Source organism: Acinetobacter schindleri CIP 107287, from assembly GCF_000368625.1.
In the GTDB taxonomy this organism is placed as follows: Bacteria; Pseudomonadota; Gammaproteobacteria; order Pseudomonadales; family Moraxellaceae; genus Acinetobacter; species Acinetobacter schindleri.
The window spans coordinates 604442-626317 of sequence record NZ_KB849574.1; the positions used below are offsets into that span (position 1 = coordinate 604442).

The window sequence follows — 21876 nt, forward strand, 5'->3', positions numbered from 1 at the left end:
TTTTTATTCCTTGTTTCTGCTGGCATCAGTTCTGCTGATCCGTCTCAGCGGGTTTTCTAGCTGCCCAATAAGTAGCCAAGGCTGGTCCAGAAATATTGTGCCATAAGCTAAAAATGGCACTCGGTACGGCTGTGATGGGAGATGCAGCAAAATGGGTTGCAGCCAAAGCCACACCTAGCCCTGAGTTCTGCATCCCCACTTCAATCGACACCGCACGGCAGTCAATTTCAGCCAGTTTGAAGATTCTGCTAGCCCAATAACCAAGCAAATAACCCAGGCCATTGTGTAAGGCAACAATGCCTAAAATCATTAGTCCGGATTCCAGAATCTGGGTTTTACTGCCAGCAATAATTGCGGCGACAATTGCGACAATCGCAATCACCGAGATCAGTGGCATTACCTGGATATAAGCCTCAACTTTAGCCTTTAAAATGGCACGGATAATCAGGCCCAAAATAATCGGAAATAATACCACTTGCAGAATTGATACCAGCATTGACCAGGCATTGATCTCAATCCACTGACTGGCCAGCAGATAGAAAATAGCCGGGGTTAAAACAGGTGCCAGCAAAGTTGAAACCGAAGTACAGGCCACAGACAGGGCGGTATTGCCTTTGGCCATGTAGGTAATCACATTGGATGCAGTTCCACCCGGGCAGCAACCCACCAGGATTACCCCTATCGCAATTTCAGCCGGGAGCTGGAACAGCTGACATAGGAGAAAAGCCAGCCCTGGCATCACCATAAACTGGGCCACCACCCCAATTGCCACTGCTTTTGGACTCTGTAACACACTTTTAAAATCGCCTACTGTCATGGTCATGCCCATACCCAACATGATTAGGCCCAACATCCAGGGAATATAGGCACGTAGCCAGACAAAAAGCTCCGGTAGCATCAGGGCAATGGCAGAAAACAGAATCACCCACAAAGCAAAGGTCTTTTGGACAAACTGGCTAAATTGAAGGAGTGCTGACATGGGGAAATCCAGGGGCATTTAAAAGGAAATCGAGGCATCGTTTGATGCCTCAAAATATATAAATATATCAACTCGTCTGAAAGCAGATCAGCTCAAAAATAATAAAGCCAGCGTTTAGGCCACATCGATTATATCTTTCAGATAAATCCTTTTTACTCCTTGAGCCAGCATATCCTGCCAGGCATGTTGCAGTGAACCATTTAGGTCAATGCCTTTAGTAGCATCCGCAATTACATAGGACTTAAAACCCAGTTTGCAGGCATCCATCGCTGTCCACGCCACACAGAAATCGGTGGCAATTCCAACAATAAATACCGTATCGATACCACGTTCTCGCAGATAACCTGCCAGACCGGTACTGGTTTTCCGGTCTGCTTCCATAAAAGCAGAGTAACTGTCGATATTTTGATGAAAGCCTTTGCGAATAATCAGCTGCGCTTGTGGCAGATCCAATTCTGGATGCAGTTCAGCATCCGCAGTGCCCTGCACACAATGGCTTGGCCAGAGCACCTGAGGGCCATACTCTAGCTGGATCGTGTCATAGGTAGCTTTGTCAGGATGATGAGCTGCAAAGGAAATGTGATTTTCTGGATGCCAGTCCTGGGTCAGTACAATATTACTAAAGTATTGTCCTAGTTGATTGATATTCAGAATAATCTGATCCGCACCTGCGACTGCCAGATTACCTCCCGGGGTAAATCCCTTCTGAACATCCACAACAATCAACGCGGCATTCTGCTGCATACGCTCTCATTCCTTGAAATCTTGATGATGCCCAAGCATAGCCTAAAAACCATGCTGTTTTTTAGTCCCGGTGACAAAAATAGAATGACTGCGCATTCTGACAAAAATCGTATTCGGGCAATTCTTGGGCCAAATGGCGTACAAAACATAGGTAGATTTTGGCTTTACCTAGCGATGCCACATGAAAGTAACAATAAGCCCGTGTATAACGTCTTATATAGCCAATCAAAATATTCCGGCATTGCATCCAGCTTAAAGACAATGATGTGTAGATTGACATCATCATACGCGCTTGATTTTCAAAGTTGAGCTATGCCCGTCGAGAAAGAGAGTGTGTTTGAGTTTCAAGGAGATGAGGTAACTCAAGCTGAATTTCGCCCTGAATGCTCTATAGCGTATAGTTTTGATGTTGTTATAGGAAATGCGCAATGCGTAGTTTTTGAGCCAAGCACTCTTTCCTATTTGTAATTATTTTTCAGTGCAATCATGACAAATATGGCTAAAGTCGAATAGCGATATAAGTTTTAAGAGGTTCATTTATGTCGTTTGAATCATCCTTTGAGGCATAAAAAAACCCGCATCCTGCGGGTTTTTTTATTCAGTTTCGCTTATGCCGCACTGTTCATTTTACGAACCAAGAACAACATGAATACTGCTGAGATAATAATACATGGGATCGCTGCTGAGATTACACCCGCCGCACCGAAGCCTGCAGTTAACAGACTACCTGCAATTGCTGGTCCAAGCATTGCACCAATACGGCCTACTGCTGATGCAACACCAACACCCGTACCACGAACTTCTGTTGGGTAAACGATACCACCGAAGGCATACAATACACCTTGACAGCCAATAACGAATGCACCCACTAGCGCTGATGCCATGTACATTTGTATTAATGAACTTGCGGCGTTTAGCGCCAATAGACCTGCCAAGATACCGCCGTACATTAATAGAATGACGTATGCTTTCTTCCAGCGGTCAGTTAACACACCTAAAATCACTGTACCTACAGTCGCACTTAGCATGAAGTAGAACTGAGCAGTAGCACCTTCTTTACGTGTGAAGCCAAGTTCTTGGAATAGAGATGGCAACCAGCTCAGCATGATGTATACCACCATCAATGTGAAGAAGTAGCTTACCCAGATGAACATGGTACGTAGCAGGTTTTGTGAGTTAAACAGGTCTTTAAACGCACCTTTAGGCGCAGCATCAGCAGGTGCATTTTCTGCTAGATCTTTCGCTTTTAAGTACTCTTTAGACTCAGGCAATAAGAACATCATCACCGGAATCACGATGATTGGTAATAATCCCCCGAGGTAGAAAATGTTTTTCCAGTTTGCACCAAATTCAGTCGCTGCAATCAATGACAGAATTGCTGCACCGACTGGCATACCACAGTACATCAAGCCGACTGCACGACCACGATTTGCAGGTGTTACAGCTTCAGATGCAAGCGTAATTAAGATTGGCATTGCCGCCCCGAGACCCGCACCTGCCAAGAAACGTACAGCCAATAATGAGTTAAAGCTATTGACCCATACTGTACAAAGTGTGAATACAGCGAACACCGCTGTAGACCAGATCAAAACAGTCTTACGGCCAATACGGTCCGCAATACGACCACCGACCAGTGCACCAGGCAATAGACCCAGAATCCCTGCACTGAAAAATACACCCAATTGTGAGCTATCGAGACCAAAATGCTCACGAATACCCGCTGCTGCAATACCTGCAGCCTGAATATCTAAGCCTTCAATCACTGCAATCAGAAAACAGATCGCGACCGTGACGATAGCATGCTTATTATCTGATTTTTCCATTGGATTATCCTTGTTCAATCAGCGTTCAAATAGAGCCGTCATCATCTATGAGACCGAAGTCGGATTTAACTACCAATAAGTTGAATGTTTTAGTGGGATATACAGATACAGGAGTCGGTGCTGTTGTTTGAGATAGAATCCTTAGAAAGTCGCAAAAACAATTATTGTCATTGCCAGAAAATTCCTGTTTAAGGATTTAAGGCTTACAGATCAGCTAAAAAAATCCAACATTCAATAAATATTTAAGGATTCACTAATATCTAAAAAGAATTATTACAGGGATTTCAATGCATTTTTAACCATGTCTATCCTTGTATTATTGATATGTTTTAGCTATTGGATAATCATTTATAAATCTTAAATAATCGCTTAACTATTTGAATTTCCAATGTAATAACCTACTTAAACAGTCATTTATATGACAATTCTATTTAAGTGTCCAATTATCCAGACCATGTGAAAATACTCTTCTCTTTTTATCGTTTTACAAGAAGTTTCATTCTTTTTATTGCTTGCTTGTTGTTACAGAGCTTTGTATAAAGAATTGAGTGGCTTTCAGCAAAGCATATTGTTCTTATGCTGCTGATCAGTCATAATTTGCATACGCAATATTCAATTCGGCGCAAATGCATTGAATTTGCTACAAATCAAAATACAAACCCATCCCAAATATGTTTTCTTATTCTCTTCGGATGGACAAATAGGATAGTTTTTTAAAATGACTCAGCAAGCACAGACCATTCAGGGTTCCATTGTCGCAATCGTCACCCCTATGTTTGAAGATGGCAGCGTAGATTGGAAGGGTCTCGAGAAGCTGGTTGAGTGGCACATTGCAGAGGGCACCAACAGTATTGTCGCGGTTGGTACAACAGGTGAAGCATCTACACTCAGCATGAGTGAACACACGCAAGTGATCAAAGAAATCATTCGTGTCGCGAACAAACGTATTCCAATCATTGCCGGCACAGGCGCAAACTCAACACGTGAAGCCATTGAGCTGACCCAGGAAGCCAAAGACCTGGGCGCAGATGCTACACTTCTAGTCACTCCGTATTACAACAAGCCAACTCAAGAAGGCCTGTATCAGCACTATAAAGCGATTGCCGAAGCAGTAGACCTGCCGCAAATCCTGTACAACGTACCAGGCCGTACCGGTGTGGACATGTCAAACGAAACAGTGATTCGTCTGGCAGATATCCCGCAAATTGTCGGGATTAAAGATGCGACAGGTGATGTTGAACGCGGTGCTGCACTGATCGCTGGCTTACAAGGCAAAGACATGACCGTGTATTCTGGCGATGATGCAACGGCGTATCAGCTGATGGCACATGGTGCGAAAGGGAACATTTCTGTGACCGCCAACATTGCACCAAAAGTCATGAGCGAAGTGTGTGCCGCTGCTATTAGCGGTGATGATGCTGGTGCTGAAGCGCTTAACGCTCAGGTTGCAAATTTACACAATATTTTATTTTGCGAATCGAATCCAATTCCTGTGAAATGGGCACTCCATGACATGGGCCTCATCGGTACAGGTATTCGCCTGCCGTTAACACCACTTGCAGAACAATATCGCGCTCCGCTTCATGAAGCACTTGCTGCAGCGGGCGTCATTAAATAAGAGCACAATACTATGCAATTACGTTTAGGACTTATCCTTGCCCTTTCAGCATTCAGTTTAGCGGGTTGTAGTTCAATGGCCTTTAAAAATGGCACTTTGGACTACAAGGACACCACTACGCTAGAGCCTCTGCAATACCCTGAAGGTGCTATGGTTCGTCCTGCAACGCCATTGTATCCTGCTCCGACAGTAGATCCGCTTGCGATTGAACATGCACCAAAACTGGAAAATGAACGTGGCAACCGTTTTGCCCTGCCACGCCCTTCTGCTGAGCCAGTTCGTTCAACTCAAGCTGATGAAACTGTTACAGATATAACGGGAAAGCCGCAACTGGTGATGGATGGAAATCAAAATCCGTTGCTCAAAATTGATGGAAATGCTGCTACAATATGGCAATACACTCTTGCCACGCTCAGCAGCCTTAACCATTCCATCGTTGGTCAAAGCAAAGATCGTTACCAGGTAACGATTAAGGTCGATCAGCAGACCTATGTTTTAAGACTCTCTCCTGCAGGTTCGAGTAACACCCTGGCTGTGTTTAATCCTGATAACAGTTTTGCCGATCGCGAAAAAGCAGCAGAACTGTTAAACCAGATTTACCAAAATTGGCCAGCCTAGACATTTTCTAGGCATTTTTTTTTGTAGAAGGTTCCCTCATGTTAAAACAAACCTTGCTCTATACTGGTAAAGCGAAATCTGTCTATACCACAGACAGTGAAGACCACCTGATTTTAGTTTTTCGTGACGATGCGTCAGCATTCAATGGCGAAAAGATCGAACAACTGGATCGTAAAGGTAAGGTGAATAACCGTTTTAACGCCTTCATCATGGAAAAGCTGGCTGCTGCTGGTATTGAAACTCATTTTGAGAAGCTATTAACGCCAAACGAAGTATTGGTAAAAAAACTCAAAATGATTCCAGTAGAGTGTGTTGTACGTAACTATGCTGCGGGTTCTTTATGCCGTCGTCTTGGTGTTGAAGAAGGTAAAGAGTTAACACCTCCTACATTCGAATTGTTCTTTAAAGATGACGCCCTTGGCGATCCAATGGTGAACGAATCTCAAGCGATTGCTTTGGGTTGGGCAACTGCTGAACAACTGGCAAAAATGAAAGAACTGACTTACCAAGTGAACGAAGTGCTTAAAGCATTATTCCAAGCGGGTAATATGCTTCTGGTTGATTTCAAACTTGAATTCGGTGTGTTCCACGACCGTATCGTACTGGGTGATGAATTCTCTCCAGACGGTTGCCGTCTATGGGATAAAGATACCAAGAAAAAACTAGACAAAGACCGTTTCCGCCAAGGCCTGGGCGGTGTGGTTGAAGCGTATGAAGAAGTTGCTGCACGTTTAGGTATTGATTTAGACAATATCTGATCTGTTATCGACAGATTCAAAAAACCGGGCTGAATGGCTCGGTTTTTTATTTTTATGCTTTTGTAAATCATCAGTTTAAATATCATTTCCATGTCAGCACATGAAATTTTTCTTATTTTTAGGTAGCATTAACCCATCTGTCCATTTTGCCATCGGCCTAGGATGAGATCCCTCGACTTATCAGGAACATTACATGATGTATAAAATTGATGAACTTACCCGTCTGGGCCAAGGATGCTCAAAAATTGTTTTTCAGCACCCCGAGCAAGACGATAAGATTATCAAGATCATGAATCCGGATCGTGTAGATATTGATGGAGGCTGGAAAGGTCATGGCAAGATCAAGCGCCAGTTATCTCAAGGGGCGTATAAACAGTTCCGCCGTGAGTTATTGCAATACCTGCAATTATGCAAGAACAACTATCAATATAACCAGTTTGAGTTCCCCGTTGAAACTCCGTATGGTTTTGTTCAGACCGATAAAGGTTTGGGGCTAGTCGTTGAAAAAATTATCAGCCCAAATGGCAGAGGAATTACCCTGCATGAGCTTTGTCGTGAAAAACAATTTACCGAGAAGCATGCACAGGCTTTGGATCTCTTCTTTGATCAGTGTTGTGATCTGCATATTGTCTATGGTGAAGTGAATATTGCCGGCATTATGTATACCGAACAGCGGCATAATAAACCTGAATTTGTTCTGGTCGATGGTATGGGTGAAAAACTGCTTATTCCATTACGTGCCATGAGCAAGCGTATCAATGCTAAAAATGTACGTAAAGTTGAGACTAAAATTAAAGCGCAGATGCAAAAGCTGCTCGAAGCTTAATTTACATTTTTTTGAGCTGAACCACTCAGTTATTTAATTTATTTATCAAGAGCTTAAAATCGTATACCCCTTTCACCAAGGGTATTGGGTGGGCTTTTTCGTGTATTTTATGTTACATTACGGTTAAAAATTCTCCCATTTATTTTATTCAGGTCTCTATGATGTATCAACTTAATGATCTTACCCTTCTAGGTAAAGGCGGTTATAAACTGGTTTATCAGCATCCGACTGATGAAAGTAAAGCCATTAAAGTGATGAACCCAAACCGTATCAATGATAACGGTGAATGGGCACATCTCGGCCGTTTTAAACGTGGGCATGCTCAGGGTGTATATAAGCAGTTCCGCCGTGAAGCATTGCAATACCTACAGCTGTGTAAAAATCACTATAAGCACAACATTTTTAGTTTCCCGATTGAAACACCCTATGGCTTTGTGGAAACAGATCAGGGCTTAGGGCTGGTTGTCGAGAAAATTATCAGTCCGAATGGCAACGGCATTACCCTGCACGAACTCTGCCGTACTGGTGAGTTTAATGACACACATGCCAAAGCACTGGATGAATTTTTTGATGCCTGCTGCGATCTGCATATTGTTTATGGGGAAGTGAATATTGCCGGCATCATGTACAGTGAAAAGCGCAGTGGTAAACCGGAGTTTGTCCTGGTGGATGGTATGGGAGATAAACTGTTTATCCCGCTACGTGCCATGAGTAAATCTCTGAATGCCAAGAATGTACGCAAAATTGAAGGTCGAATTCGCCATAAAATGGATGAATTGCTGCAATCTGCTCAGCAGAATCAAATCGAAAACCGGGCTGCCTAGCTCGTTTTTTTATTGCCTTCTACAATCATCGAAAAAACAAATTCTATTAATAAAAATAATCAGTTTTACATCTCTGATCAAAGCTCTTAAAATCATTTCTATAGCAGGCGAGGTCATGATGTTATAAGTTATTTTCGCCAGACTTGCCGACCAGAATTCTTTCTACCCTCTAGGATGTATCTCCCCCAAGGACATCCTATTTTCAGCCCGGTTCTCCCTGAACTGGGCTTTTTTTTGCGCACCGTTTTAAGTTTCTAAAAAAGTGATGGACTTGCAACTGAGTTCAGCCTGAGTTGACCGTACAGCTTTTGGCAGGAAAACCAATAAAAATGGACACCTAAAAGGATAAACCGTAGATATCCGTAGAAATTTTTATTGCTGCTGTTGCTGTTGTTGCCAGCGGCGTTGCTGTAAGCGTTCTCCTTCAACCTCACGTTTATTCCGTGCTGACTCATACAACCTGGTTCCTTTCAGTTCCGGTGGCATATAATCCTGTAGTACAAAATGTTCTGGATAGTTATGTGGATATAGATAGTCCACACCATAGCCCTGCTCTTTCATCAGCTTGGTCGGTGCATTACGTAAATGTAATGGTACGGGCAGATGAGAAGTTTTATCTGCCAGCTCCATGGCTTTATTGATGGCCAGATAGGTGCTATTGCTCTTGGCACTGGTGGCCAGATAAACTGCACATTGTCCTAAAATAATCCGGCATTCCGGCATTCCAACGGCCTGAACTGAACGGAAGCATTCTCCCGCCAGTAACAATGCATTTGGATTGGAATTGCCAATATCTTCAGATGCTGCAATCAGCATACGGCGTGCAATAAAGACTGGATCTTCACCACCCTTTAACATCCGTGCCATCCAGTATAGTGCTGCGTCCGGATCACTGCCACGAATCGATTTGATAAAGGCTGAGACCAGATCATAGTGCTGCTCACCAGACTTATCGTAGCGGGCAATATTTTGCTGCGCTACCTTTACCACCACCGCGTTGGTGATGATATTTTCCATATCCGGTTCAAAGGTGCTGGCAACCAGATCTAACAGATTAAGTGCTTTACGTGCATCTCCTGCTGCAAACTGGATCAGGGCATCGAATTCTTCAATTTGAATATGACGTTCTTGTAAGAAACGATCAGACTGAATCGCCTGAGTAAGTAAAGTCTCAATTGCCTCGGCACTTAAAGCATTTAGAGTATAAACCTGACAGCGTGACAACAAGGCACTGTTGACTTCAAAAGATGGATTTTCGGTGGTGGCACCAATCAGGGTAATCTTGCCTTTTTCGACCGCATTTAACAAAGCATCCTGCTGAGACTTATTAAAGCGGTGAATCTCGTCAATAAACACCACGGGGGTCAGCAGATCACCACCGTCCGCAATGACTTCACGAAGTTCTTTCACCCCGGTATTTAGTGCAGACAGGCTGACAAAGGGCCGGTCCACTGCCTGTGCCAGTAAAAGTGCAATTGTGGTTTTGCCTACACCGGGTGGACCCCAGAAAATGATAGACGGTAAATGCCCCTGATCAATCATCTGACGTAAAGGTGCATTTTCACCGAGCAGGTGATCCTGTCCAATAATTTCCCTGAGGTCACGTGGCCTCAAACGTTCAGGAAGAGGGATATGGCTGTCTGACATTTTATAATGGGCTCACATTTAATCTGTTTGCATTCTAGCATTAGCTGTTTTTAATTCCGAATATGAAGTTTGTCTAGCTTCTGTCTCTGTACCGACGTATGACAATATTTTTTATCATTTCAAGTGAATTAGACCTTGCATCTTCATACAAATTTGATCATATTCTTTTTAGATCAGCTAGCGCTGAATGAATGTTCTTTTATTCTAATAATAGATAAGTGGGTCCGGGGTTAGATCAAATAAAACCTCTGTATCGGTGAATACATGGAATTTGATAAGCAGAATTTGGACACTTTTGCCCGGTTTGAATCACCGGATTCTTTACCGTCAGATACTTTCAGGTCGACCACTGGCCCAGAGCTGACATGTATCCAGGATTTTGCTGATGCCCTCCCTCAACCAATGTGGTTGCAGACTCGGGATGAGATTGAATATTTTAATACGGCCATGCAGGACTATCTCGGGATTGACCTGAATGAGTACGGTCGGGAATACTGGCAACAGTTTATTCATCCTGATGATTTATCTAATTTTATTAGAGAATGGCATACTGCACTAAATAAACGTCAGAATGCAGAACTGCAATGCCGGATCCAGAAACTGGATCACGGTTATCGTATGTGTTTGCTGAACATGAAGTTTCATTATGAAACGGGTAGCCTGCTGCACTGGGCTATCACCCTGACCGATGTGCATGATTATTTTGAAATCCAGCAGCAACTCTCTCAGATCATTGCTACTCAGCAAAATATGCTGGATGCAAGCTTGGACTGCATTAAAATCATGACGCCTGATGGTAAATTGAGTCATGTAAACCGTTCTGGCCGACAGGCTTTGGGACTGTCTGAAACTGAACAGCATTTTGGCATGTCCTGGCTGAATCTGCTGCCTGCCGAGGTCCGTTCATCTGGCAAGCGTGCGCTAAAGCGTGCTGCCCAAGGTATGAATGCCCGTTTTTCTGGCACTAGCCAGCTACAGGGTCAAGCACCAGAGTATTGGGATAATTTACTCACTCCAATCGTGGATGAACACAATGTGACTCGACAGATTCTGTGTGTTTCACGTAATGTCAGCCAGCAAAAACAGGTGGAAACCCGGCTGAAAGCAGTCACAGAAATTGATGAGCTGACTGGACTATATAACCGCGGCACTTTCTATAAACAGTTTAAACGCGTCCTGTTCAGAGCACGGCAACAACAGAGCCAAGCTGGACTGCTCCTGATTGACCTAGACTATTTCAAGCATATCAATGACACCTTGGGGCATATTGCCGGTGACCATCTTTTACATGTCTTGGGGGAACGCTTCAAGAACAATCTTGGACCTGAAGCCATCGTCTCCCGTTTAGGGGGTGATGAATTTGCTGTCTTGGTCCAAAATCTTGAGCATGAATCACAGCTGTTAGAGGTGGCTAAAAAGGTCTGTCAGCAGATGCAAATACCGATCAGTTATGCCGGTAGAAGTATTAATAGTGGCATCAGTGTTGGTGGTGCCATTTATCCCCGTGATGCCATCAACAGTTCCAACTTATTAAAATGTGCCGATATCGCACTCAATGATCTGAAGAACAGTGGTCGCGGTGGCATCCGCATGTTCAGTCAGGAAATGTTTGAATCGCTGGACAAGATGACCCGTCAACTAATTTTGGCGCGTAAAATTATCAATTCAAACCAGATTATTCCTTACTATCAACCCAAGGTACGCCTGTCCGATGGTGCGGTGATTGGTTTTGAAGCACTGCTGCGCTGGAAAGATCAGCACCACCAGGTTCAGCTGCCATCCCGTATTTTCTGTGCCTTTCAGGACTATGAACTGGCCTCACGAATCAGCGAAACCATGCAGCTGAAAGTCTTTGAAGATATGACCCAATGGCAGGAACAAGGCTTAGAAGTTCTGCCAATCTCGATCAACGCAGCACCTGTCGAATTCCTGCGTGACGATTATGCTGAAAAGTTATTAGAACGCCTGTCTCGCTTTGATATTTCGGCAGACAAGGTTGAACTGGAGATTACCGAACAAAGTCTGTCAGAACGTGGGGCTAATTATGTTATTCGCGCACTGAACTTGTTAAAACAGGCGGGCATTCATATTTCTTTAGATGATTTCGGTACCGGTCATTCTTCCCTGACCCGTTTGCAGGAATATCCGGTGGACTGTATCAAGATTGACCGTAACTTTGTGGAACGCCTGAATACCGATCCCTCGGCACTGGCAATTGTCAAAGCCATTACCCAGATCGGTTCGAGTATTGAGCTTGATGTACTGGTAGAAGGTATTGAAAATACCGAGCAACTTTCTACCCTGATTAATTGTGACTGCCAGATCGGACAAGGTTTTTATTTCTATCGGCCAATGGCGGGTAGTGCAGCACAGCAATTACTGCATAGCACTGTGTGTTAGAATGAAACTTCTAGCGCACCCAGCGCACAATATGATCTTCCATTTCATCTTCATCGACTTCGAGCTCACTCAGACAGCGGCCTGCGGCTGACTTGCGCGCTTTAATGACACTTTCACGTGAACCGCTGATCAAGTAATGCCAAGACGGCAAGTGTTTTCCTTCAGCCACCCGGCGATAGGCACAACTGGCTGGCAACCAGTGAATAGTCGCCAATTTTTCAGGCGTGAGCTGAATACAGTCAGGCACGAATTGTAAACGGTTGGGATAATCTGAGCAGCGCGCGGTCTGACAGTCAAGCAGTTTACAGGCAACGCGTGTATAGGTGACTTCCTGAGTATCTTCATCTTCAAATTTAATGAGACAGCAGAGCCCGCAGCCATCACACAATGCTTCCCACTCCTGAGGCTTCAGCTCGTTCAGGGTATAGTGTTTCCAGAATTCAGGACGCAAAGTATCAGTCATAACAGCAGGCAGAGATGAGACAGGAGAAATCTATTATAGCAGCCCTGTACAAAACAAACGTACTGTAAGCATCTGATAACTATACTCACACGATTACTAACTATTAGACAGATTATCAACAAAAGGTTAACAGTTTGAAGAGCTTATTATCCCTATACTAATTTTGAGAATAAAAACACATGGAGATTCAAAGATGTTTCGTTGGGCTATTATATTCGCTGTTATTGCATTGATTGCCAGTTTACTGGGTTTTGGTGGAGTAGCTGGTCTGTCTAAGGATTTCGCGATTATTCTGTTGGTAATTGCGGTTATTCTTGCAATTGTTGGTTTCTTGTCCCGCGGTAAGGTCTAGAGTAACGGATCTTGTCCTGACTCAAGACCATCTACCGATGGAATAAGAAGTAAAAAATAAGAGCCTCATGGCTCTTATTTTTTTATATGAATTTTATGGTTTCAGATGTCGTGGTCGGAAACCGGTCAATACCAATGCGAGCAGATAAACTGTGACTCCGACAATACACAGCCCGATGACTTCAGCCACACGGATCCATTGCGATACCTCACCATTATACCAGGTCAATGCATATGCCAGCGCTGCGATCATGGCACAGTTGGCAAAACCAAACTGCAACATGAGCTTTTTCCAGTGGCCACCAAAGCGGAAAATATCACGCTTGTGCAGATAGAAATATAGCATTCCGGCATTGACCAAAGCTGAACCTGAAGAAGCTAAAGCCAATGCCATGTGTTCTGCATGCCAGTCAATCAGCTTGAAGAATCCAATAAACACAACATTCAGAATCGCGTTAGCCGCTACTGCAATTAAACCGACACGTACCGGTGTTCTGGTATCTTGCTGGGCATAGAAACCTGGTGCAAAAACTTTAATCAACATGAATGAAATCACGCCAGCACTCATACACTGGAGCGCCATTGCTGTCATCTGGGTATCTTCTAGATCAAACTGGCCACGCTGGAACAGCGCCTGAATGATCGGCGTAGAAAGCATGAACAATGCAATACTGGCCGGTAGGCCGACCATTACAATCACTTTCGCCGCCCAGTCGATCATACTGCGGAATTTCACCTGATCCTGTTCGGCATGACGTGCCGACAAAGATGGCAGAATCACGGTACCAATTGCCACGCCAATCAAGCCCAATGGCAACTCCGTCATACGTTCAGCACTGTAAAGCCAGGATACCGAACCATCCTGCATAAAGGATGCCCAAATAGTATTCAGCAGCAGGTTGATCTGCGTCACCGAAACACCAAACAGCGCTGGCAGCATCAGTTTCATGATGCGGTCTACGCCTTCATGCTTGAAGTCGATTTTGGGTGGAATCAGCAGTTTCTTGCGCCATAGTTCCGGAATCTGAATCGCCAGTTGCAAAGCACCCGCAATCAATACTGCCCAGCCCAATGCCATGATCGGTTCGGCCATATATGGGGTAAGCCACAAGGCGCCGGCAATCATTGCCACATTCAAAAGCACCGGTGCAAAAGCGGGTGTAGTGAATGAACCGTAGCTGTTCAGGATACTGCTGGCAAAAGCCGTCAGTGACATGAACAGCAGATAAGGAATGGTCAGGCGGAACATGTCCGATGCCAGTGCGAACTTCTCTGGATCTGCATGGAAGCCAGGTGCATAGACATAAATAATGGCAGGTGCAGCCACCATGGCCACGAAGGTCAGCAGGCTCATGACGGTAGACAGACAGCCAAATACCCTACTAATCAGGATCTGTACCTCGGCATGCGTCCGTGTGGTTTTATATTCGGTCAGTACCGGAATAAAAGCCTGTGAAAAAGCCCCTTCCGCAAACAGACGCCGGAAGAAATTGGGAATACGGAATGCGACTACGAAGGTATCGAAGTCCTTACCTGCACCAAAGACATTGAGCAGTACAATATCCCGGACCAGACCCAGTACCCGTGACAACATGGTCATCGCACTGACAATGACGGTCGAACGCCACAGCGCCATACTGTTCACCTAATGTTTAAATTTTGCCTATTGTAATGAAACTTCTGGTAGAAGTTCATTGCTTTATCACATTCCTATTCAGGTATTGATGTATTTTTATAATGATGCAATTGTTTACGGAATGCGACCCAGTTGAAATGTAGGCCTGGATCAGTTTTACGTCCCGGGGCAATATCAGAATGTCCGGCAATATGTTGCTGGATTTTTGGATAATGGGCTTGCAGACAGGCAGTCACCTGTACCAGTGCATCGTACTGTGCCTGTTCAAAGGGAAGGTCATCGCTGCCTTCAAGCTCAATCCCGATAGAATAATCATTGCATTCTTTCTTAGCGAGATAGGTCGAACGACCCGCATGCCAGGCCCGGTCATTAAAATTGACAAACTGCAGCACTTCCCCGCTACGCAGAATCAACAGATGGGTGGACACTTGCATGCCCTGAATGGTCTGAAAATAAGGATGTACTGACCAATCCAGCTGATTCTGGAAAAACTGCTCAATATAACCACCGCCAAATTGTGAGGGCGGCAGGCTGATGTTATGCACCACGATCAGTTGAATCTCGGTATTTTCCGGACGCTGGTTAAAATTGGGTGAGGGAATCTGGCGTGCACCGATGAGTTGTCCATCCTTCACATGAAACGCAGGTGCTTGTTGCATAAAAACTTTCCTATCCCCAATCAAAATGACTGCTGCGCAATGCAGCTGGCTTAATGCTAAAACTTTCGTATCCAAATCTCAATTCAGCTGTGATGACTGTACGAAAAATCGCTCATTTTTATGTAACAGTGCTAATATAACGCGCAATTTTCACGGCTTACAAAAGATACGGAAATACTCATGAGCATATCTCAAGCTTTGCTAGAACAGTCGATTCAGATCAATATTCAACAGGCATTGGCTGAAGACATTGGTGATGGTGACATCACTGCCCTGCTGACACCTGAAGATGAACAGGCGACTGCCACCATTATCAGTCGTGAGAATATGGTGCTGGCTGGGCAACCTTGGGTGAATGCTTTGATTCAAGCCTACGATCCAAAAATTGAAGTGATCTGGCTGAAGAATGACGGTGACCGTGTCGGGGCAAATGAAGCCTTCCTGAAACTGGCAGGTTCTGCGCGTAGCCTGCTCACGGTAGAACGTCCGGCACTGAATTTTGTCCAAACCCTGTCTGCAGTCGCGACCAAAACAGCAAGCTATGTCAAACAATTAGAAGGTTTAAATACCAAACTATTAGACACCCGTAAAACTATTCCCGGCCTACGTATTGCACAGAAATATGCCGTAGCGATTGGGGGTGGTCAGAATCATCGTCTGGGGCTGTTCGATGCCTTTTTAATTAAAGAAAATCACATCATGGCGGCTGGTGGAATTGAACAGGCCATTGCCAAGGCACATCAGATTGCACCAGGTAAACCGGTAGAAGTCGAAGTAGAAACCTGGGATGAGTTAAATCAGGCACTTGAAGCCAAGGCAAATATTGTAATGCTGGATAATTTTAGCCAGCAGCAAATGATTGATGCGGTGAAGCATGTAGCAGGTCGTTGCAAACTGGAAGCTTCGGGCAATATTACGATTGAGAACTTACGTGAAGTGGCTAGTACAGGTGTAGATTATATTTCGATGGGCGTTCTGACCAAGGATGTGAAAGCAATTGATTTATCCATGCGTTTTAACGCCTAGATCTTGCTGAATACGCGATAGAAGAAGGGTGCGAAGCACCCTTTTTTTTTATTTTTCGATTTTTTTGTGCAAAAACTGCACAAAAAAATAATAAAGATGAATGAAGTGACACTTGGGTATGATGACTATATGATGACTAATTGGTATTTTGTCCTGCTGGTGCAGAAGCACCATCCCGATCTGCATCACGGGAATTATTATCACAGGCAGTCAGACCAAGAACGGTACAGACTGAAAGTGCCATGAATAATATTTTCATACGTCGACCCTCTATAGTTAAGTAGATTGAAAATCATCTCTCGAAACACAGCGATACAGTAGATAGGTCCTGTTCAATTTTTGTGAGGCAATATTGAAGCCTAAGAATACCCATAAAAAAACGCATCCGAAGATGCGTTTTTCACTAGAAGATAAATTACCAGCCTAAAGCTTCTTGCTGTTTCTTGATCAGCTCTTGGATGCCCTTCTCAGCCATTTCCAGCATGTCATTGCATTGACTACGGGTAAATGGCTTGTCTTCTGCAGTACCCTGAATTTCAATGAATTCACCAGCTTGAGTCATCACGACATTCAGGTCAGTCTGGCAGTTAGAATCTTCTTCATAGCAAAGATCTAGTAATACTTCATCTTTGAAAATACCCACAGAAATTGCAGCAACCAGACCTTTAAGTGGATCTTGCTTGATTTTTTTCTTTTCAAGCAACACATTCATCGCATCAATCAATGCTACCGCAGCACCGGTAATAGAGGCTGTACGTGTCCCGCCATCTGCTTGGATCACATCACAGTCGATGGTAATCGTATTTTCACCGAGTTTTTTCAGGTCCACCATAGCGCGCAGGCTACGGCCGATCAGACGCTGGATTTCCTGAGTACGGCCACTCTGTTTGCCACGTGCCGCTTCACGGTCGCTACGGGTATGTGTTGAACGTGGCAGCATGCCATATTCTGCGGTTACCCAGCCTTGGCCCTGACCTTTCAGGAAACGGGGTACCGAGTTGTCAATGCTGGCAGTACAAAGCACTTTAGTATGACCAAATTCAACCAATACTGAACCTTCCGCATAACGTGTGTAATTGCGGGTAATTTTGATGTCACGTAATTGATCTAATGCTCGCTGGTCGATACGCATAAATAAGTCCTGCTTTGACTGAAAAATAATTGCGGCTCAGTATAGCAGAAGCCTCTGCCAAGATTGCCCGGCCCTTGGCATGATTTACAAAATCAATTCAGTCTTGTTCGATCAAAATACAAAATCAGGCCATCTGAATGGCGCTGCGTGATTGCCGATTTTTTGTTAAACTTAAAGGGAAATATCGAGAAGATTTTTATGTCTTTACGTGCAGAACGCAAACAGCAAAGTCATCAGGCAATACTAGATGCCGCACTGGTACTGAGTAGCCGTGGTCGTGCATTTAGCAATATCAGCCTGCGTGAACTGTCCCGTGAAGTTGGACTGGTGCCGACGGCGTTCTACCGGCATTTTAAGGACATGCAGCAATTGGGTCTGGAACTGCTCGACCAAGTCGCCATTAATTTAAAAGGTGTCTTAAATCGGCTGGTAGAAGCTTACTTGTATCAAGTACATTCAGACACTGAAACCTCAATTGGTCTTTTCCTTCAGGCTGTTGAAGAACATCCTGAGCCATGGCTATTTTTTAGTACAGAACGTTGGGGCGGATCAGACTTTTTGCGGACCAGTATTGAGCGAGAACTGCAATTTTTAGTTGCTGATCTGGTCGATGAGCTGGGAAATCTTTATTCCGCTCAGGGAATCAAATCGCCTCAACACTTGAGGCTGCTGATCCAGATGCTCGTGGATTTATCCCTGAATTGGGCGATGGGTTGGCTGAGTATTCAGGGTCTGTCAGATGCCAATCTTCAACAAAGTCGCGCAGCAGAATTTAAAGCTCAGACGGTTATTCAGATGCAACTGCTATTTCAGGGCATTCATGCATAAACAGCCTTCAGGCAGCTAGAATAGATATTTTCAACAATAAAAAACCTGCAGCAATGTGCAGGTTTTTTAAGATCAGGCAGAAATTATTTTGCCTTACGCTCTTTTTCTACCAGGAAATTTACCACCTGAATTACTTTGGCATCATCACCCTGAACGACATACTTACCATTCACGGTCACGGCTGGCACACCCGTTAACTGATAAGATGCGGCTAGATTTTTCGCCTGGGCGATTTTTGAAGAAATCGGGAATGATTTATACGTACTGTTAAATTTCGCTTCTGAAATACCATAACGGGTATAGAACTTGGCGAGTTGTGCTTGTTCTAAAATTGGTTTTTGCTTCGCATGGATATCATGGAACAACTGCAAGTGCGCTTTTTGACGAACACCCAGGGCTTCAGACACATAATAGGCACGTGCTGCCTGTTCCCATAGTGGGTTCATCGCAGCTGGAGTACGGACAAAACGAATATCTTTAGGCAGTTGTTTCAACCAGGTCTGCATATGCGGTTCAAGTGTGTAGCAGTGACCACAGCCATACCAGAAGAATTCACGTACTTCGATTTTCCCTGGCTTTTCAACTTTAACTGGCTTAGCCAGCACTTGATAGTCTTGGCCTGCTACAAAGTTGGCCATCGCACTACCAGAAAATGCTAAAACAGATGCAGCAACAGTGCCTAAAATAAATTTTTTCATTGGAATTATGATCCTCAAAATCTTTATGATTAGCTTATGCAGATACTTTGACATCCTCCCCCAGCTAAAGCAAGGGGATTCCTACTGCTAGACGCTCATGCCCGAGCGCAAGAATATTCAGTGCGGAATTTACATCCCGATCCCATGAGCTACCACACTCACCACACTGCCACTCTCTTATTCCTAAACCTGCTCTACCTTTCGGACTACTGGAGCGTGAGCCACAGCACGAACAAGTTTGGGTGGTATAGGCTTCATTGACTTCTTCATACCATACCCCTGCGTTCTCGCATTTATACTTGAGCATGGTTCTTAGTGTTGTCCAACTGGCATCTAACACAGACTTGGCTAGTTTGGTTTGCGCTAATGCTTTGGCATTCACATTGCCAACGAAGATTGCTGCATGTTCTTTTACCAGTTTATGGCTGAATTGATGCAGCATGTTTTGTCTTACATTTTTAATCTTGGCGTGAATTGCTTTCACTCGTTTTTTATTTTTTGCACGTTGAGCAATACCAAGTTTTTGTTCATATTTCCGATAGATTTGAGGGGCTTTAAGTTTTACGCCATCTGAACAAGTGGCTAAATCTTTTAAACCTAAATCTATGCCAATTGAGGTTATAGCGGCGGTTTTCTCTGTTTTAGCATTGTCAACTACAAGACATACATACCAACGGCCTCGGCTATCTTCAACGAATGAGCCTGTTTTAACCCTGTATTGACTTAAACCGTAATTATCCCATAACTTGAATTGGTGTTTACCATATTGAACACAGCCATCAGCATATTTGATTGCAACCTTTTTAAACGGTATCCAACCCAGTGAGCGTCTAGCTGATTTTTTATTACTGACACGCCATTTTAGTTTTGCTTTTTTGAACTGCTTGCGTCTTGTGACCAATTCTTCTGTCACTGCCTGAATAGTTTGACTGTGCAAGTTGCATTCTTTCGATGTGCCTTTCGTGTATTTTGCAATATCGTATGCTGAAAAGAATTGTTGTTTTTTTTGAAGATGTTTAAAACACAAATCATTGACATAATTCCAAACTAAATTTACTTCGGATGCTAACTGATTTAGCACCTTGCAATGTTTGTCTTTTATGCGTAATTTGAGTGTCTTCATCCAATTATTTTAACAGTATTTTTCTTAATAGTGACTATAGTACAAGTATTTAAAACGACATTTCGTGTCGTTCATGTGGTTTACTCCAGTCGCTTATATCCTCGTGCTGAACCACGAGGTTTTACGCTCCAGTGGATAAATCAAATATGCGGCTTTCGTTTTTATTCTGTGAACTTTTTTAAGGCTTTTATCGCTTTTTTTGCAGGAAGCGCTACACTAATCAACATTGAACTTTTTTAAAATATAATGACTTGATTGAGGTGACACCGATGTCGCAATTGAATGTTGATCCACAAGAAATTGCCAAATTTGAAGCTTTCGCAGCCATATGGTGGGATCAGCATTCCGAGTTCCGCCCTTTGCACATGATTAATCCACTACGTCTGAACTGGATTGACGAATATGCTGGCGGCTTGAGCGGCAAGAAAGTTCTGGATGTGGGCTGTGGCGGTGGCATTCTGGCCGAAAGCATGGCACGCCGTGGTGCTGATGTGCTTGGTATCGATATGGGTGAAGCACCACTGAATGTGGCACGTCTACATGCGGAACAGGAAGGTGTCAGCAATATTCAATACCGTCAGGTTCCTGTTGAGCAACTCGCCGAGGAACAGGCGGGACAATACGATGTGGTGACCTGCATGGAAATGCTGGAGCATGTTCCAGATCCGGCATCGATCATTCAGGCTTGCCATAAGCTGGTAAAACCAGGCGGTCATGTGTTCTTCTCGACCATTAACCGTAATCCGAAGTCATATCTGTTTGCCATTATTGGTGCAGAATATGTGCTGCGTATGCTGGCACGTGGTACGCATGATTACAGCAAATTTATCAAACCATCTGAACTGGCGCATGACATCCGCAACGCTGGTCTTAAACTAAAAGATATGACGGGTCTGCACTATAACCCGCTGACCAAACGGTACTGGTTAGCGCCCAATGTAGATGTTAACTATATGGTCTATACGGCAAAAGAACAGGCGAATGGAGCTGCTGAATGAAAGCAGTTCTCTTTGACCTCGATGGTACCTTAATTGACACTGCTGCCGACTTTGTCCGCATTATTCAGGATATGTGCCGCGAAGAAGGCCGTGAAGTAGTAGCACCAGAGTTGATCCGCACTCAGGTTTCAGAAGGTGCTCGTGCCATGGTCAAGCTGGTCTATCCGGAACTCGAGCTGGAAGATCCTCTCCTGCTGGCGCATCGTCAGCGTTTCTTAGACCTGTATGGTGCCGATATTGCAGTAGATACTGACCTGTTTGACGGCATGTATCCACTGCTGGAAGCTTTGGAGGCACGCAGTATTCCTTGGGGTATTGTCACCAATAAACCACGCTGGTTAAGTGAATCGCTGCTTGCGGCATTGAATCTCTCAGAGCGCTGTTCGGTACTGGTCTGCCCGGAAGATGTGGGCCGTACCAAACCGGATCCGGAGCCAATGTATCTGGCAGCAAAACAGATTGACCTGGCGGCTAAAGACTGTATCTATGTCGGCGATCATCCACGTGATATCGATGCCGGACGTGCAGCCAATATGTATACTATTCTGGCAGCCTATGGTTATCTGCCTTTAGAACATAAAGATAATTTAAACGCCTGGCAGGCCGATTGTATCGTGCATAGTGTAGAAGAATTACATCAACGAATTCAGGATCTGGTTTTAAAGCCAGTACTCGGCTAAAACTCAGGTTCCGGTCAGAACATTAAACTTCACAACAATAAGCAA

At 44.2% G+C, this 21876-nt stretch carries 22 protein-coding genes; 11 read left to right on the forward strand and 11 right to left on the reverse strand.

The window, feature by feature from the left end; all coding sequences use genetic code 11:
- Positions 1-25: 25 nt before the first annotated feature.
- The 3 genes from F955_RS03040 to mhpT all read right to left on the reverse strand — a co-directional run bounded on the left by F955_RS03040 (position 26) and on the right by mhpT (position 3546).
- Positions 26-979 (reverse strand): bile acid:sodium symporter family protein, encoded by a 954-nt coding sequence (locus F955_RS03040; protein WP_004890915.1) that lies wholly within the window; start codon positions 977-979, stop codon positions 26-28.
- Positions 980-1093: 114 nt separating this feature from the next.
- Complete coding sequence (gene pncA, locus F955_RS03045; RefSeq protein ID WP_004890918.1) at positions 1094-1723, reverse strand: bifunctional nicotinamidase/pyrazinamidase; 630 nt, start codon at positions 1721-1723, stop codon at positions 1094-1096.
- A 608-nt stretch (positions 1724-2331) separates the two neighbouring features.
- Positions 2332-3546 (reverse strand): 3-(3-hydroxy-phenyl)propionate transporter MhpT, encoded by a 1215-nt coding sequence (gene mhpT, locus F955_RS03050; RefSeq protein WP_004890920.1) that lies wholly within the window; start codon positions 3544-3546, stop codon positions 2332-2334.
- Between the two features lie 718 nt (positions 3547-4264).
- On the opposite strand from mhpT, the gene dapA reads away from it, so the two are divergent.
- The 5 genes from dapA (at position 4265) to F955_RS03075 (ending at position 8190) form a co-directional block, all read left to right on the forward strand.
- Complete coding sequence (dapA, locus tag F955_RS03055; RefSeq protein ID WP_004890923.1) at positions 4265-5164, forward strand: 4-hydroxy-tetrahydrodipicolinate synthase; 900 nt, start codon at positions 4265-4267, stop codon at positions 5162-5164.
- 12 nt (positions 5165-5176) lie between these two features.
- Entirely contained in the window at positions 5177-5782 is a 606-nt protein-coding gene (locus tag F955_RS03060) for a hypothetical protein (RefSeq protein WP_004890926.1), read from the forward strand.
- A gap of 38 nt (positions 5783-5820) precedes the next feature.
- Complete coding sequence (gene purC, locus F955_RS03065) at positions 5821-6540, forward strand: phosphoribosylaminoimidazolesuccinocarboxamide synthase (RefSeq protein ID WP_004813888.1); 720 nt, start codon at positions 5821-5823, stop codon at positions 6538-6540.
- Between the two features lie 193 nt (positions 6541-6733).
- Complete coding sequence (locus F955_RS03070; protein WP_004813890.1) at positions 6734-7366, forward strand: YrbL family protein; 633 nt, start codon at positions 6734-6736, stop codon at positions 7364-7366.
- Between the two features lie 158 nt (positions 7367-7524).
- Positions 7525-8190: a YrbL family protein gene (locus F955_RS03075; protein WP_004813893.1), complete on the forward strand. Its 666-nt coding sequence runs from the start codon at positions 7525-7527 to the stop codon at positions 8188-8190.
- A gap of 372 nt (positions 8191-8562) precedes the next feature.
- On the opposite strand, the gene F955_RS03080 is transcribed toward F955_RS03075, so the two are convergent.
- Positions 8563-9837: a replication-associated recombination protein A gene (locus F955_RS03080; RefSeq protein ID WP_004813894.1), complete on the reverse strand. Its 1275-nt coding sequence runs from the start codon at positions 9835-9837 to the stop codon at positions 8563-8565.
- Between the two features lie 264 nt (positions 9838-10101).
- Between F955_RS03080 and F955_RS03085 the strand changes: the two genes are divergently transcribed.
- Positions 10102-12237 carry a putative bifunctional diguanylate cyclase/phosphodiesterase gene (locus F955_RS03085; protein ID WP_004813896.1) on the forward strand — a complete coding sequence of 712 codons (2136 nt, stop codon included), beginning with the start codon at positions 10102-10104 and terminating at the stop codon, positions 12235-12237.
- A 10-nt stretch (positions 12238-12247) separates the two neighbouring features.
- Here the strand turns inward: F955_RS03085 and F955_RS03090 are convergent, their stop codons facing one another.
- A complete protein-coding gene (locus F955_RS03090) occupies positions 12248-12700 on the reverse strand; it encodes a YcgN family cysteine cluster protein (RefSeq protein ID WP_004813897.1) in 453 nt (150 codons plus the stop codon).
- A 193-nt stretch (positions 12701-12893) separates the two neighbouring features.
- Here F955_RS03090 and F955_RS16270 point away from each other — a divergent pair, with 193 nt between their 5' ends.
- Entirely contained in the window at positions 12894-13052 is a 159-nt protein-coding gene (locus tag F955_RS16270; protein WP_004647174.1) for a DUF1328 domain-containing protein, read from the forward strand.
- 93 nt (positions 13053-13145) lie between these two features.
- Here the strand turns inward: F955_RS16270 and murJ are convergent, their stop codons facing one another.
- Entirely contained in the window at positions 13146-14696 is a 1551-nt protein-coding gene (gene murJ / locus F955_RS03100; protein ID WP_171058651.1) for a murein biosynthesis integral membrane protein MurJ, read from the reverse strand.
- A 65-nt stretch (positions 14697-14761) separates the two neighbouring features.
- Positions 14762-15346, reverse strand: coding sequence for a 1,6-anhydro-N-acetylmuramyl-L-alanine amidase AmpD (gene ampD / locus F955_RS03105; RefSeq protein WP_004813900.1), 585 nt, complete (start codon positions 15344-15346; stop codon positions 14762-14764).
- Between the two features lie 180 nt (positions 15347-15526).
- Here ampD and nadC point away from each other — a divergent pair, with 180 nt between their 5' ends.
- A complete protein-coding gene (gene nadC, locus F955_RS03110; protein ID WP_004813901.1) occupies positions 15527-16372 on the forward strand; it encodes a carboxylating nicotinate-nucleotide diphosphorylase in 846 nt (281 codons plus the stop codon).
- A gap of 136 nt (positions 16373-16508) precedes the next feature.
- Here the strand turns inward: nadC and F955_RS16960 are convergent, their stop codons facing one another.
- Both F955_RS16960 and rph read right to left on the reverse strand, forming a co-directional pair.
- Positions 16509-16631: a hypothetical protein gene (locus F955_RS16960; RefSeq protein ID WP_004813902.1), complete on the reverse strand. Its 123-nt coding sequence runs from the start codon at positions 16629-16631 to the stop codon at positions 16509-16511.
- Positions 16632-16787: 156 nt separating this feature from the next.
- Positions 16788-17504, reverse strand: a complete 717-nt coding sequence (gene rph / locus F955_RS03115; RefSeq protein WP_004813903.1) for a ribonuclease PH — start codon at positions 17502-17504, stop codon at positions 16788-16790.
- 198 nt (positions 17505-17702) lie between these two features.
- On the opposite strand from rph, the gene F955_RS03120 reads away from it, so the two are divergent.
- Positions 17703-18332 (forward strand): TetR family transcriptional regulator, encoded by a 630-nt coding sequence (locus F955_RS03120; RefSeq protein WP_004813904.1) that lies wholly within the window; start codon positions 17703-17705, stop codon positions 18330-18332.
- Between the two features lie 83 nt (positions 18333-18415).
- On the opposite strand, the gene F955_RS03125 is transcribed toward F955_RS03120, so the two are convergent.
- On the reverse strand, positions 18416-19030 hold the full coding sequence (locus tag F955_RS03125; RefSeq protein ID WP_004813905.1) for a thiol:disulfide interchange protein DsbA/DsbL: 615 nt from the start codon (positions 19028-19030) through the stop codon (positions 18416-18418).
- 64 nt (positions 19031-19094) lie between these two features.
- Positions 19095-20153, reverse strand: coding sequence for an RNA-guided endonuclease InsQ/TnpB family protein (locus tag F955_RS03130; RefSeq protein ID WP_004814062.1), 1059 nt, complete (start codon positions 20151-20153; stop codon positions 19095-19097).
- 269 nt (positions 20154-20422) lie between these two features.
- Here F955_RS03130 and ubiG point away from each other — a divergent pair, with 269 nt between their 5' ends.
- Both ubiG and F955_RS03140 read left to right on the forward strand, forming a co-directional pair.
- Entirely contained in the window at positions 20423-21151 is a 729-nt protein-coding gene (gene ubiG / locus F955_RS03135; RefSeq protein ID WP_004813907.1) for a bifunctional 2-polyprenyl-6-hydroxyphenol methylase/3-demethylubiquinol 3-O-methyltransferase UbiG, read from the forward strand.
- Positions 21148-21831, forward strand: a complete 684-nt coding sequence (locus F955_RS03140; RefSeq protein WP_004813910.1) for an HAD family hydrolase — start codon at positions 21148-21150, stop codon at positions 21829-21831. Before ubiG ends, F955_RS03140 begins: the two co-directional genes overlap by 4 nt.
- Positions 21832-21876: the final 45 nt, after the last annotated feature.

Excerpts from the sequence above, each read along its gene's own strand:
- F955_RS03040 (WP_004890915.1), bottom strand. The coding sequence starts at position 979 with ATGTCAGCACTCCTTCAATTTAGCCAGTTTGTCCAAAAGACCTTTGCT.
- pncA (WP_004890918.1), bottom strand. The coding sequence starts at position 1,723 with ATGCAGCAGAATGCCGCGTTGATTGTTGTGGATGTTCAGAAGGGATTT.
- mhpT (WP_004890920.1), bottom strand. The coding sequence starts at position 3,546 with ATGGAAAAATCAGATAATAAGCATGCTATCGTCACGGTCGCGATCTGT.
- dapA (WP_004890923.1), top strand. The coding sequence starts at position 4,265 with ATGACTCAGCAAGCACAGACCATTCAGGGTTCCATTGTCGCAATCGTC.
- F955_RS03060 (WP_004890926.1), top strand. The coding sequence starts at position 5,177 with ATGCAATTACGTTTAGGACTTATCCTTGCCCTTTCAGCATTCAGTTTA.
- purC (WP_004813888.1), top strand. The coding sequence starts at position 5,821 with ATGTTAAAACAAACCTTGCTCTATACTGGTAAAGCGAAATCTGTCTAT.
- F955_RS03070 (WP_004813890.1), top strand. The coding sequence starts at position 6,734 with ATGATGTATAAAATTGATGAACTTACCCGTCTGGGCCAAGGATGCTCA.
- F955_RS03075 (WP_004813893.1), top strand. The coding sequence starts at position 7,525 with ATGATGTATCAACTTAATGATCTTACCCTTCTAGGTAAAGGCGGTTAT.
- F955_RS03080 (WP_004813894.1), bottom strand. The coding sequence starts at position 9,837 with ATGTCAGACAGCCATATCCCTCTTCCTGAACGTTTGAGGCCACGTGAC.
- F955_RS03085 (WP_004813896.1), top strand. The coding sequence starts at position 10,102 with ATGGAATTTGATAAGCAGAATTTGGACACTTTTGCCCGGTTTGAATCA.
- F955_RS03090 (WP_004813897.1), bottom strand. The coding sequence starts at position 12,700 with ATGACTGATACTTTGCGTCCTGAATTCTGGAAACACTATACCCTGAAC.
- F955_RS16270 (WP_004647174.1), top strand. The coding sequence starts at position 12,894 with ATGTTTCGTTGGGCTATTATATTCGCTGTTATTGCATTGATTGCCAGT.
- ampD (WP_004813900.1), bottom strand. The coding sequence starts at position 15,346 with ATGCAACAAGCACCTGCGTTTCATGTGAAGGATGGACAACTCATCGGT.
- nadC (WP_004813901.1), top strand. The coding sequence starts at position 15,527 with ATGAGCATATCTCAAGCTTTGCTAGAACAGTCGATTCAGATCAATATT.
- F955_RS16960 (WP_004813902.1), bottom strand. The coding sequence starts at position 16,631 with ATGAAAATATTATTCATGGCACTTTCAGTCTGTACCGTTCTTGGTCTG.
- rph (WP_004813903.1), bottom strand. The coding sequence starts at position 17,504 with ATGCGTATCGACCAGCGAGCATTAGATCAATTACGTGACATCAAAATT.
- F955_RS03120 (WP_004813904.1), top strand. The coding sequence starts at position 17,703 with ATGTCTTTACGTGCAGAACGCAAACAGCAAAGTCATCAGGCAATACTA.
- F955_RS03125 (WP_004813905.1), bottom strand. The coding sequence starts at position 19,030 with ATGAAAAAATTTATTTTAGGCACTGTTGCTGCATCTGTTTTAGCATTT.
- F955_RS03130 (WP_004814062.1), bottom strand. The coding sequence starts at position 20,153 with ATGAAGACACTCAAATTACGCATAAAAGACAAACATTGCAAGGTGCTA.
- ubiG (WP_004813907.1), top strand. The coding sequence starts at position 20,423 with ATGTCGCAATTGAATGTTGATCCACAAGAAATTGCCAAATTTGAAGCT.
- F955_RS03140 (WP_004813910.1), top strand. The coding sequence starts at position 21,148 with ATGAAAGCAGTTCTCTTTGACCTCGATGGTACCTTAATTGACACTGCT.